This is a genomic window from Pseudomonas sp. B5(2017) (assembly GCF_002112825.1).
In the GTDB taxonomy this organism is placed as follows: domain Bacteria; phylum Pseudomonadota; class Gammaproteobacteria; order Pseudomonadales; family Pseudomonadaceae; genus Aquipseudomonas; species Aquipseudomonas putida_Z.
The window spans coordinates 1-12,571 of the sequence record NZ_NEIR01000014.1 but is presented as its reverse complement, the minus strand read 5'-3'; the positions used below and the strand labels follow the sequence as shown (position 1 = coordinate 12,571).

The window sequence follows — 12,571 nt, the reverse complement described above, 5'->3', positions numbered from 1 at the left end:
CGAGACCTGTCATGAGTTATCGCGTCAACGAATTCCGCCTGGCCCTGCCCGATGCCGCCGTGCAGGACAGCAGTATCAACATCCTGCGTTTCGAGGCGCTGGCCACCTCGCTGATCATCAGCCGCAGCCTGCTGGCCGAAGGCGAGACCTTGCAGAGCAATTTCGACGGCCAGTTGCAGCGCCTGCAGCAGCAGGTCAAGGACCTGCGCATGCAGCCCGCCCAGGCGGTGCTGGTAGGCGCCGGGCAGTCGATCGCCGCCATCGAGCTGAGCAGCCAGTTCAGCAAGGGCCACGAGAAGGTCTATCAGTACCAGCTGGCCCTGGTGCTGCCCGGCACGCGCAAGATGTTTGCCCTGAGCTACGTCAAGGCCAGCCCGCTGGGCGCGGCCGAAGCGGCGCACTGGGCAAGCATCAAGCAGTCGCTCGACTTCGACAGCCTGGGCTGATCGCGCACCATGTCCGACGCACTGTGGGCCGCCCGCGAAGGCGACGCGCTGATGCACACCTCGATGCTGGCCGACATCGTCGGGGGTGTGCTGGAAATCGCCGCCACGGTGGCCATCGGCGCCCTGGCCACTGCCGCAGTGGCGGCGGCATTCGGCCTGACCGTGGCCACTGGCGGCCTTGGCTGCTTCGTGCTGGGCGCGGTGGTCGGCCTGGTGGTCGGTGTGGTCATGGCCAAGACCGGCGCCGATACGGGCCTGAGCCGATTATGCGAGGGCATCGGCAATTTCCTGTTCCCGCCGTCGGTGCAGGCCAACATCATCAGTGGCTCGTCGAACACTCGCACCAACGGCAAGCGCGCGGCACGTGCTGCCGGCGTCGTCACCGGCCCGCCGGCACCGTTGGAGCAGGCCGGGGCCGAGGCTGGCGAGGCGAAGGAAGAAACCTTCCTCGACATGGCCAAGGGCTTCTTCTCGCAAATGTGGCGGCCGACCGTGGCCACGCCCGCCGCCAATACCTTGCCGGCCCCGGACGACAAGGTGCTGTGCAGCAAGCACCCGCCGATGCCACCGCAGTACCTGGCCGAGGGGTCCAGCAAGGTGCTGATCAATGGCCACCCGGCCTGCCGCAGCGGTGACCGCAGCACCTGCGAAGCGGTGATCGTCGATGGCGGCCTTGTGTCGAACAACGTGCGCATCGGCGGCGAGCCGATCGTGGTGCGCGAGATTCGCAGCGGCAAGACGCCGGGCATCGGCCTGGCAGTGACCGCGTTGATGCTGCTACGCGGGCGTGGCGGCAAGTTCTACAGCAAGTTCGGCTGCATGTTGCTGGGTGGGGTGAGCAGTTTCGTCTCCGGGCAGGTTACCAATGCCATCGTTCAGGCAACGTCCGGCTCACCCAACCCGGTGCACGCGTCTACCGGGGCAAAGATCCTGTGCGGGCCCGACGAGCTGGATTTCAGCCTGCAGGCGCTGCTGCCCCTGGACTGGCAACGGCTCTACAACAGCCGCGACGAGCGCCGTGAAGGGCTGTTCGGCGCAGGTTGGAGCATCGAGTACGAGGTGTTCGTGCAACTGCACCTGGACGCCGATGGCAGCGAGCGCTTGTCGTTTACCGATGAACAGGCTCGAGTCATCGACATGGGCTACATTGCCCGCGCCGATGCCGTGTTCAGCGCCGGTGAAGGGTTGAGCGTACGCCGCTCGCAACAGGACGAAATCCTGATCGAGGATATCGACAAAGGGCTGTACCGCCTGTTCCAGCCCTCCCCTGGAAAACCGGGCCACTGGCGCCTGAGCGCCATGGGTGACCGCAACGACAACCGCATCTATCTGGACTATGACGAAAGCGGGCGCCTGATCCGGCTGCGTGACACGTTCGACCTTGTACAGGTCGAGTTGCACTATGCGCCACAGTGGCCACAACGGGTCGCCCGCCTGGAACGTCGCCATGCCGATGGCGACCTGCAGTTGCTGGTCAGTTACCAGTACGACGCCTGTGGCGACCTGGCGGCAGTGTACGACAGCCAGGGCAGGCTGCGCCGCCGCTTTGTCTACGACGAACAACGGCGCCTGGTCGAGCATGAGAACGCTGCTGGTCTGCGCTGCTTCTACGAATGGGCATTGACCGAAGACGACTGGCGGGTGGTGCATTACAGGAGCAGTGGCGGTGATGAGTACCAGTTCGAGTACGACATCCCTGCACGCACGACCCGGATCACCGATGGCTTGCAACGTGTCAGCACGCGACGCTGGAATGCCCAGTACCAGATCACCGAATACATTGATGCAGTCGGCGCGACCTGGCGGTTTGAATGGGACGACGAGCGTCAGTTGCTCGCAGCGGTCGATCCGATGGAAGGGCGCTGGCAATACTTTTACGATGCTTCGGGCAACCTGACCCAGACCGTCGACCCGCTGGGGCGCAGCGAATCGACGCAGTGGCTGGAGCATTGGTCGCTGCCGCGCTCGACGATGGACCCGGCCGGCAACAGCTGGCAGTACCGCTATGATCCGCGCGGCAACTGTATCGGCGAAACCGACCCGCAAGGTAACGTCACGCAGTACCGCTACGACCACCGTGGCCAGCCGACCGAGATCATCGACCCCGCAGGGCATTCGCGAACCCTGCGCTGGAGCGACCTGGGACTGCTTCTGCAGGAAACCGACTGCTCCGGCCACATCACACGCTATCGTTATGACCGCAACGGCCATTTGCTGTCAGTGACCGATGCGTTGAGCGAACGTACCGAGTTCGAGTACGACAGCGATGGCCTTCTGCTTGGCGTGACACGGCCAGACGGTACCCGTGAAGGTTATCGCTACGATGAGGCAGGAAGGCTGACGCAAGCGATCGACCCCGCTGGTGGTATCACCGCGTACCGCTTCGATGCCCGTGGTGTCCTGCTCCAGTCCAGCGACCCGCAAGGACGCACGCTTGGCTACCAGGTCGACCCCTACGGTCGACTGCTGTCGCTGACCAACGAAAACGTCGAGCACTTTTACTTCCGGTGGGATGCCGCCAATCGCCTGGTCCGCGAGCAGTTTCTCGATGGAACCGCCAGGGAGTACCGTCACGACCCGTTACACAATGTGGTGCAGGTGGCCTACATCCCGACGCCCGGTAACAGCTCGGTCGAGCCGATCGTCCACCGCCTGGAACGTGATGCCCTGGGTCGTCTGATTACCAAGACGACCGCGGATGGCGTTACCACCTATGGCTACGATGAGCTCGACAACCTTACCGAGGTTCATTTCGACGATGCTGCCGGCAACAGCGAAACCCTGCAATTGTGCTTTGACGCGCTGGGACAGCTGGTCGAGGAGCACAGTGGCAACGGCGTACTGCGCCATCGCTACGATGAGTTGGGCAACCTGTGCCGCACCCAGTTGTTCGATGGCCGCTGGATCAACCGCATGTACTACGGAAGCGGTCACCTGCACCAGATCAACCTGGACGGACATGTCATCAACGACTACGAACGCGATCGCCTGCACCGGGAAGTGCAGCGTACCCAGGGCGCGTTGCTCACACACCAGGAATATGACCGCAACGGACGTTTGCGCACCCGCAGATGCAGGCCCGCCAGCCAACCCGTGCAATTACCCGCACCTTTCCAGCAGCGCTTCGAATACGACCCGCGCGATGACCTGAACCGGCGCGTGCGGCAGGTAGCCGGCCGGGTGCAGCATGACCAGATCATCCAGCTTGATGCGGGTGGGCGCCTGATGGGCAGTCATGACATTGCCAACGGCAATCATGAAACCTACCGCTACGATGCCGCCGGCAACCTGCTGGATGCCACGGCCAATGCCCCAGTTCTGCACGACAGGTTGCTGGCGTACCAGGACAAGCGCTACCGCTACGACGCCTTTGGCCGCCTGGTGGAAAAGCGCAGCAGCCGGCGCGGCATACAGCATTTCAGCTACGACGCAGAGCACCGCCTGGTAGAGGTACGCACTCGCCAGGCAGGGCGGGAACGCAGTGTACGCATGCGTTACGATCCGCTCGGGCGGCGGGTGGAAAAAAGCGAACATGATGGTGCCGGGCAGCTGCTCGGCCAGACGCGCTTTGCCTGGGACGGATTACGCCTGTTGCAGGAACAGCGCCATGGCCAGGTAAGCCTGTACCTGTACGAGGGTGACGGCTATGAGCCGCTGGCACGCATCGACGGCAGCGGGCCGAACCAGCAGGTGCTGCACTTCCATAATGACCTCGGGGGGCTCCCGGAGTGGCTGACCGATGAACAGGGACGCGTGGTATGGCAGGCCAGCTATCTGGGCTGGGGTTCTACCCTCGATGAGTCCCGCCAGGCCAGTTGCCTGCAGGAACAGAATCTGCGCTTCCAGGGGCAATACCTGGATCGGGAGACCGGGTTGCATTACAACACCTTCAGGTTCTATGACCCGGAGGTAGGCCGCTTTACCCAGCCTGACCCGATTGGCCTGTCTGGTGGTCACCAACTGTACCGGTATGCGCCAAACCCGGTGACATGGGTCGATCCACTAGGTTGGCTGACCTTGACCGGTTATACCAAGGGCGGTATCAAGCGAACCACCGAAGCCTGGCGCAGCAGGCATGGTCCGGCGTCAATGCGTGACCACCACATGATCCCGCAAGAAATGTGGCGGGAAGACCGCGATTTCCGTAACCAGATGAAAGCTGCCGGAATTCGCAACCCCAAACGCTACATCGACCAGCAGATCTCGCGCATTCCGAATGCATTTCACGCCGACATTCACGCCAAAGGTTGGAACGAGGACTGGAAGAAGTGGTTCAACAACAACGCGAACTTCACCAAGAAGGACCTGCAAAAGCAGATCAAGGTGATGATGCGCCAATACAATGTGCCCAAGGCGACGAGGAACCATGTGCGTCGCTACGGCAAGAATGGCAAGGGCTGCGGAGGCTGACATGAACATCTATCACTTGGACAACGCGCCGACTCCCTGGGGAGACTGGGGCGCGGTACTGCTCCAGGGCATGATCGCCTGGGACGAAGATACCGATGTAGACAGCATCGAGCGGGCCGGCCCGTACACCCCGGCCGCCTACATACGTTCGGGTTCGCTGGTGCTCACCCAGCCGGTCAAGGAAGCCCTGGAAAAAAGCGGCCTGAAGGGGATCGGGCGTTACGAGCATCTGGAGAAGACCCATATCGTTCACATCGACTGGCTGCACTGGGACACCAGCAAGCCCATTACCGATTACCTCGATCTGGAAGGCGGGCCGAGCTCGATCATCGACTCCCTGCCGCATGACCCTGAGCTTGCCGCGCGTATGCCGGAGTACTGGCAGGCATTCGTGATGGGCAAGCTCAACCTGCTCAAGGACCCGCAGCATGACCCTGCCGACCTCGGCCAGTATCTCAAGGTGCTCAAGGCCGACGAGCAAGCCGACTTCTTCAAAGGGGATGTCTATCGCGGGTACTTCCTGAGCGAACGGGCCAAGGAGTGGCTGGAACAGCAGTGCCCAGGTTGCTTTACATTCACCCTGCTCGGTTGAATCAGTCCAGCTGCCGAGCCCTCAGTTCCTGCGCCAGCATGTCAATGAAGGCGCGGACCTTGGCCGAACCGTACTTGCTCTCCCGGTGCAGTATATGGATTGGCCACGGCGCCTCTTCGTATTCGGCAAGGATCACCTGCAACTGCCCACTGGCCACCTCATCCGCGACCTGATACGACAGCAGGCGGGCAATGCCCAACCCGCCGCTGGCAGCGGCGATTGCCCCGTCATTGCTGGTCACCGTCAAGCGAGGCTTCATGCGCACCAGAGTCGGCTCATCGGTCACCCCAAAGCGCCAACCGGCTCGCGGCGACAGGTTGGTGGTGCCGATCACCGCATGCTCCGCCAGGTCGGACGGGTGCTTCGGCACGCCATGGCGCGCCAGGTACTCGGGAGAGGCGCACAGCATGCGCCGGACCCTGCCCACCCGCAGTGCTTTGAGCCCGGAGTCGGGCAAGGGGCCGATACGAACGGCCACATCCATGCCCTCCTCGACCATGTTGACGATGCGGTCGAGGAAGTAGGCGGAAACGTCAACCTCGGGGTACTGCTGCAGGTAGTGGACGATGCACGGCATGACGAACTTCTTGCCGAACAGGATGGGCGCAGTGACGGCCAGGTCGCCCTTGGGCGTGGCGTTGATGCCGGCGGCGGCTTCGTTGGCCTCGTTGATGCTGGCGAGGATATGCCGGGTGTCTTCCAGGTAGCGGCCACCGGCTTCGGTCAGGCGTACGCTACGGGTGGTGCGCAGCAGCAGCTTGACCCCCAGCTGATCCTCCAGGGCGCTGACGGCACGGGTGACCGCGGCTGGGGAGATGTCCAGGCGGCGGGCAGCAGCGGCGAAGCTTTCCAGCTCGCCTACGGCGACGAACACCTTCATCAGGTGGATCTGGTCCATGCGGGCTCCTGGGGCTATGAAGTGCCGGGATTATCTTTCATCCGAGCGTTTTGTGTTGCCTCTGTCCCGTACGCGGTCCCTTGTAGGAGCGGCCTTGTGTCGCGAAAGGGCTGCACAGCAGCCCCAGCAATTGATGCTTCACTACTGAAATCCTGGGGCCGCGCTGCGGCCCTTTCGCGACACAAGGCCGCTCCTACAGGGGACCGCGCACGATCAGATATCCAGCACCAACGCCTGTACCCCCTCCTCGACCCGGGCCGGCACGGCACAGCAGATCAACACCGACCCCGCCTCCGGCAACTCGGCCGGCGGGTTCGGGTAATGTACCTGACCACTGACCAAGCGGGTCTTGCAAGTACCACACGACCCACCTCGACAACTGAACTCCGGCGACAATCCGCGAGCCTCGGCCAGCTCCAGCAGCGTCCCGCTACCCGGCGCCCAGCGTGCCTCTTTGGCTGAAGCCGCAAAGTACACCGGTACCGGCTCGCTGGCAGCAGGTGGCTGTTGCAGGGTGGGCTGGTCATCGTCGGTGTGCCGCCGGAGCGTCGACGGGCCAAAGGCTTCGGCATGGATCCGCGCATCCGGCACATGCACCCCGCGCAGCCCTTCATACAGGTCCTGGGTAAAACTGCCCGGGCCGCACAGATAGAAATCGTAGTCGTCCAGCGCCAGCGTGGCCTTGACCTGCTCGATACCCAGCCGACCGGCAAACTCGTAATCACGCCCCGCCAGCGCATGCTCTTCCGGCTGGCTCAGGGCGCGGTGCACGTGCAGCAGGCCGCCGGCCTGTTGCCGCAAGCTTGCCAGCTCCTCACGGAACGGCAGGTCGGCCAGGCTGCGCGCCCCATGAAACAGATGAATGCGCCGTGCCTGCCCCTTGCTCAACTGCTCGCGCAGCATGGCCAGTAACGGCGTGATACCCACACCCGCGCCAATCAGCACCAGCGGCCGTGTGCTCTGCTGGTCCAGCGTGAAGCTGCCCATTGGCGGGCGCACGTTCAGCATATCGCCTGCCACGACGCGCTCATGCAGGTGCCGCGAGGCCGGGCCCTGGGCTTTGACGCTGATGCGCAGGTAACCGTCGGAAGGCGCGCTGGACAGGCTGTAGGTGCGGATCAGCGCCGCCTCACCGTCGAGCCGGACTTGCACCGGAACATGCTGCCCCGGCGCAAAGGCCATCGCACTGCCAGCAGGAGGCTCAAGGTAGAACGAGCGGATATCACGGCTTTCCTGCTCCACCCGCAGCACGCGCCAGGCTTGCCATTGGCGCTGCCGCTGGCGTTGCTGCAGGCGTATGTCGGCCTCGGCCCAGGTGCCGGTCATCAGGCTGGTCGGCGCGTACTCCTTGAAGGCCCAACGCAGGGAAACGGCAGCCGGGCGCCACACCACCTGCTCGACCTCCAGCGTCCACAAGCGCTCGGCACCTTCGAATGCCTGGATGGCGGGGCTGTCCAGCAGCAACTCGGCATGCCCGTATAGCTGCAACACGTTGCCGTTGCTGAAATCGATGAACAGCAACCCTGCTTGCGGGTTCACCAGCAGGTTGCCCAAGGTGTTGAAGTGCAGGTTGCCTGCATAGTCGGGAATGGTCAGGCGGTTGCCTTCGACCTTGACGAACCCGGGCCGCCCGCCACGGTGGGAGACATCCACCGAGCGCTGGCCGTCGTCATGCTCGACATAGCTGGCGACAAAGAAGGTGTCGGCTGCCTGGATCATGCTGGCAGCCGAGGCATCGAGTGTCGTCGCATCGACACGCCCTTGGGCGGGTTCCGCGACACGGGTGTAGTCACGCAGCTGGATGTACTGCGGGCAGTTGCCGAACGACTGCTCCACAGTCACCTGCAGTTGCCCGTCGCCGGCCTGGTGGATCTGGCCGTTGAGGCGGTTGCGCCGGCGGGTGTGCAGTTCGATCCCCAGCAGGCCGACCGCCTGCCCGGCAGCCAGCCCCGGGGTAGCAGGATCGTCTGCTGGCAGTTGAGTGTCGATCGTCAGCTGGCGCGGGTCCGGCGAGCTGACGAAACCTTCCGGCCCTTCCAACAGCGTTGCCCAGGGCCGCCCCAGTGCGTCCACGCTGGCGGCGACCATGAACGGCAACTGGTGATAGAAAATACGATGCTGGTCGGGCATGTAGTCACGAATGACCTTCTGCCCGAACGCCTCCATGCGCTCCGCGACACCGGCTTTTTCCTGCAGGGTCTTCTCCCCTGCATGCCAGGGCGAGGAGTGGTGATCCGGGTTCTGTTGCATGGCGGCGTTCCTCGCAATGGCGGGATGTCAGGCGCTGGTCTGCAGGCCGATCACGGTGCGTGGCATGGGCACGAAGCCCGGCAGCGCCTCGATCCGCGCCAGCCAGCTGCGTACGTTGGCATAGGGCTCCAGCGACACATTGCCCTCCGGTGCGTGGGCGATGTAGGAGTAGTTGGCGATATCGGCGATGGTGGGTGTGCTACCGGCCAGGAAGGGGGTGTTGGCCAGCTCGGCGTCGATCACCTTCAGCAGGGTATGGGCGCGGGTAATCACTTCGTCGGTGTTGAACGAGGCACCGAACACCGTGACCAGACGCGCGGCAGCAGGGCCGAAGGCCAACGGGCCGGCAGCGACCGACAGCCAGCGCTGGACGCGGGCGGCGGCAGCGGGTTCCTCGGGGAGCCAGGTGCCGTTGTCGTACTTCTTGGCCAGGTACACCAGAATGGCGTTGGAGTCGGCGACCACCGTGCCGTTGTCGTCGATGACCGGGACCTGGCCGAACGGGTTGAGGGCCAGGAAGTCCGGCTGCTTGTGCGCGCCTTTGGCCAGGTCGACGAACACCAGCTCGGTGGGCAGGTTCAGCAGCGAAAGCATCAGCTCGATGCGATGGGCGTGGCCGGACTTGGGGAAGTTGTAAAGCTTGATCGGGTTCGACATGGGCTTGGCTCCTGATCAGCACCGGGGTGGGCTGGTGGAGCACATGCTGCACCGGTTCGGCTGGCAGCAGAATCCGTGTGGCGGGGAAACCATAATTTCGCGGGGCGGAATAATGGAAATATCCAGATCCGCGTATCCCCTGTGTAGGAGCGGCCTTGTGTCGCGATAGGGCCGCAAAGCGGCCCCCGACTATGGTTTATCGCTGCTGAAATCCTGGGGCCGCTTTGCGGCCCTATCGCGACACAAGGCCGCTCCTACAAAGGCAGGTGCAAGATCAGTGCAGCTTGTTGAAATACCGGAACAACCCACGCGCAGCCTCGATCACCTGTGGCACACAAGCCTGGATGTCCTCTTCGCTCATCTGGTCCAGCAACTCGAAGTTGTCCTCGAGCCCATGCAGCGAAATGGCCTTGAGCAGTTGGTCCTGCTCCGGCGGCAGCTCGGCCCAACCAGCGACCTGAGTGCCGCGCATGTAGCCAAAGCACCACTCCTCCATGATGATCACACTGCCCTCTTCGCCTTCGCTTTCTTCGAACAGCGGCTCAAAGTGGTCGACATCGTCGCCCAACTCCTCCGCCACCTGGCTGGCATAGCGCAGCATCAATGCCGTATACGCCTCTTCATGTGCCGGCTTCTTGAATTTCGGCACCTTGCCACCAGCCACCGCGGGCAGCCACTGTTCCGGAGTGACAGTGGTCGGTGAGCTGGCCAGTGCAGTGAAAAAGCCATTGAGCTCGGCCAGGTTGAGTACCGAGTAGTCATTGCCGTAGGTGATCAGCAGGTCTTCGAGGCGGTCGAGTTCTTTTTCGCTGAGTGCGGGGAGCATGGGTGAACATCCTGGGAAGCAAAAGTGTGTGCACCCTAGCACAGAACTACCCTGAGTCCGCGATAGCGATTATTCATGCCATCACCGCGGCATTGGTGCATGGAAGCGATAGCCAAGCGTTGCATCGTACATCGCGGCTGCCTTAACAGTTGTTTGGAAAGGCGCTTGTAAAGCTGTTGAAGGAATATGAAATGGATGTGGCAGGTCGGGTCTTATACGCAGAACAGGTGGTAAATGTGATCCATGTAGGAGCGGCCTTGTGTCGCGATGGGCTGCATGGCAGCCCCGGCGATTGTTGCGTTGACGCTGAAATCCGGGGGCCGCTTTGCGGCCCATCGCGACACAAGGCCGCTCCTACACAGGTTCGGCGCCAGCCTTCAGGTGGCGCCGTACCTGTCAGGCCTTACACCGCCAGCGCGCGCTCACGCAGCTCGCTGTTGAGGATGCGGTCGTTCTCGCTGTAATCGACCGGGCAGTCGATCACGTGCACGCCCGGGGTCTTGATGCAGTGCTCGAGCAGCGGCAGCAGGCCTTCGGCGCTTTCCACGCGGTGGCCGTTGGCGCCGTAGGCTTCGGCGTACTTGACGAAGTCCGGGTTGCCGTAGTCCAGGCCGAAATCGGTGAAGCCCATGTTCGCCTGCTTCCAGCGGATCATGCCGTAGCCGTCGTCACGCAGGATCACCACGGTGATGTGCATGCCCAGGCGTACCGCAGTTTCCAGCTCCTGGCTGTTCATCATGAAGCCGCCGTCGCCGCAAACCGAAATCACCGGGCGGTCCGGATGCACCAGGTGCGCGGCCATGGCCGATGGCAGGCCGGCGCCCATGGTCGCCAGGGCGTTGTCCAGCAGTACGGTGTTCGGCTTGTGCGCCTTGTAGTTGCGGGCGAACCAGATCTTGTAGATGCCGTTGTCCAGGGCAACGATGCCTTCGGATGGCAGCACGCGACGGATATCGGCGACCATGCGCTGCGGGTAGACCGGGAAGCGGTTGTCGTCGGCACCTTCGGCGATCTGCGCTTCATTGGCTTCACGGATCGCCATCAGGCGGGTGAAGTCCCAGTGTGTGGTGTCGGTCAGCGCTTCGCTGATCTGCCATACGGCGTTGGCGATGTCGCCGATCACTTCCACCTGCGGGAAGTACACGGCATCGACTTCGGCGGAGCGGAAGTTGATGTGGATGACTTCGGTGCCGCCACGGACCATGAAGAACGGCGGCTTCTCGATCACGTCGTGGCCGATGTTGACGATCAGGTCGGCGGCTTCGACGGCGCGGTGCACGAAGTCACCCGACGACAGTGCGGCGTTGCCCAGGAAGCGCGGGTGACGCTCGTCGACCACACCTTTGCCCATCTGGGTGGTGATGAACGGGATGCCGGTCTTGTCGATCAGCTGCTTGAGGACCTTGGCGGTCATCTTGCGGTTGGCGCCGGCGCCGATCACCAGGATCGGGCTGCGAGCTTTCTGCAGTTTTTCCACGGCGGCTTCGATGGCCTTGTGCTCGGCCAGCGGGCGGCGGCTCAGGCTAGGCGGAATCGGCAGGCTTTCGGTCTGTTCGGCGGCGATGTCTTCCGGCAGCTCCAGGTGCACGGCCCCTGGCTTCTCTTCTTCGGCCAGGCGGAAGGCTTCGCGCATACGGGCCGGGATGTTGTCGGCCGAGGCGAACTGGTGGGTGTACTTGGTGATGGGGTCCATCATGCCGCACACGTCGATGATCTGGAAGCGGCCCTGCTTGGACTTCTTGATCGGCTTCTGGCCGGTGATCATCATCATCGGCATGCCGCCCAGGTAGGCATAGGCGCTGGCGGTGACCAGGTTGGTGGCGCCAGGGCCGAGGGTCGACAGGCTGACGCCAGTCTTGCCGGTCAGGCGGCCGTAAGTGGCGGCCATGAAGCCTGCGGACTGCTCGTGACGGGTAAGTACCAGCTTGATCTTCGACTTGCGCAGGGATTCGAGCAGGTCGAGGTTTTCTTCACCGGGAATACCGAATACATACTCGACACCTTCGTTTTCCAGGCATTGCACAACGACATCGGCGGCCTTGGCCATCTTGCTTGCTACCTCAAGTGATGGGACGGTGGAAGTCCGGAAATGCGCAGCACGGTACGCTGGCATCGCTCAGCCCGGGGCCAGGAATGCCCCGAACCAAAGTCTTGACGTAGGGTGGGCGCGGGAAAGTCACGTGAATGTGACGGGAATATTGTCGCAGCCTGGGTATTGCGCGCTCAGAGTGGGAGTTGTGGGAGCGGGCGAGTCGAGGCGTCGAACCGCCGCGAACACCGGCGAAGCCGGTGCCATACACCGCGTCGTCTGCTTCGCGGGCGCGCCCGCTCCCACAGGGACTGCGTATGCCCGGGATTTTTTGCACCACAAAGACAAAACCCCTACCTGCATGCGCAGATAGGGGTTTTGCGAAATGAATCTTGACGATGACCTACTCTCACATGGGGAAACCCCACACTACCATCGGCGATGCATCGTTTCACTGCTGAGT

8 protein-coding genes are annotated in these 12,571 nt (G+C 63.1%); 3 read left to right on the top strand and 5 right to left on the bottom strand.

Annotation, left to right across the window (positions count from 1 at the left end):
- The first annotated feature begins 11 nt into the window (after window positions 1–11).
- The 3 genes from CAG00_RS20670 to CAG00_RS20660 are packed head-to-tail and all read left to right on the top strand — an operon-like array spanning window position 12 to window position 5,448.
- On the top strand, window positions 12–446 hold the full coding sequence (locus tag CAG00_RS20670; protein ID WP_085665226.1) for a DcrB-related protein: 435 nt from the start codon (window positions 12–14) through the stop codon (window positions 444–446).
- A gap of 9 nt (window positions 447–455) precedes the next feature.
- Window positions 456–4,856 carry an RHS repeat-associated core domain-containing protein gene (locus CAG00_RS20665; protein ID WP_085665225.1) on the top strand — a complete coding sequence of 1,467 codons (4,401 nt, stop codon included), beginning with the start codon at window positions 456–458 and terminating at the stop codon, window positions 4,854–4,856.
- Between the two features lies 1 nt (window position 4,857).
- The gene (locus CAG00_RS20660; RefSeq protein WP_176240906.1) at window positions 4,858–5,448 is read left to right on the top strand and encodes a hypothetical protein; all 591 of its coding nucleotides are present in this window, start codon (window positions 4,858–4,860) and stop codon (window positions 5,446–5,448) included.
- Window position 5,449: 1 nt separating this feature from the next.
- Here CAG00_RS20660 and CAG00_RS20655 read toward each other — a convergent pair whose 3' ends face one another.
- The 5 genes from CAG00_RS20655 to CAG00_RS20630 all read right to left on the bottom strand — a co-directional run bounded on the left by CAG00_RS20655 (window position 5,450) and on the right by CAG00_RS20630 (window position 12,126).
- Entirely contained in the window at window positions 5,450–6,346 is an 897-nt protein-coding gene (locus tag CAG00_RS20655) for a LysR family transcriptional regulator (RefSeq protein WP_025340328.1), read from the bottom strand.
- Between the two features lie 213 nt (window positions 6,347–6,559).
- The gene (locus CAG00_RS20645; protein ID WP_085665223.1) at window positions 6,560–8,596 is read right to left on the bottom strand and encodes a pyridoxamine 5'-phosphate oxidase family protein; all 2,037 of its coding nucleotides are present in this window, start codon (window positions 8,594–8,596) and stop codon (window positions 6,560–6,562) included.
- 27 nt (window positions 8,597–8,623) lie between these two features.
- Window positions 8,624–9,253 (bottom strand): glutathione S-transferase family protein, encoded by a 630-nt coding sequence (locus CAG00_RS20640; RefSeq protein ID WP_075046104.1) that lies wholly within the window; start codon window positions 9,251–9,253, stop codon window positions 8,624–8,626.
- Between the two features lie 274 nt (window positions 9,254–9,527).
- Window positions 9,528–10,079 (bottom strand): UPF0149 family protein, encoded by a 552-nt coding sequence (locus CAG00_RS20635; protein WP_075046105.1) that lies wholly within the window; start codon window positions 10,077–10,079, stop codon window positions 9,528–9,530.
- A gap of 403 nt (window positions 10,080–10,482) precedes the next feature.
- Window positions 10,483–12,126 (bottom strand): acetolactate synthase large subunit, encoded by a 1,644-nt coding sequence (locus CAG00_RS20630; protein ID WP_025340336.1) that lies wholly within the window; start codon window positions 12,124–12,126, stop codon window positions 10,483–10,485.
- Window positions 12,127–12,571: the final 445 nt, after the last annotated feature.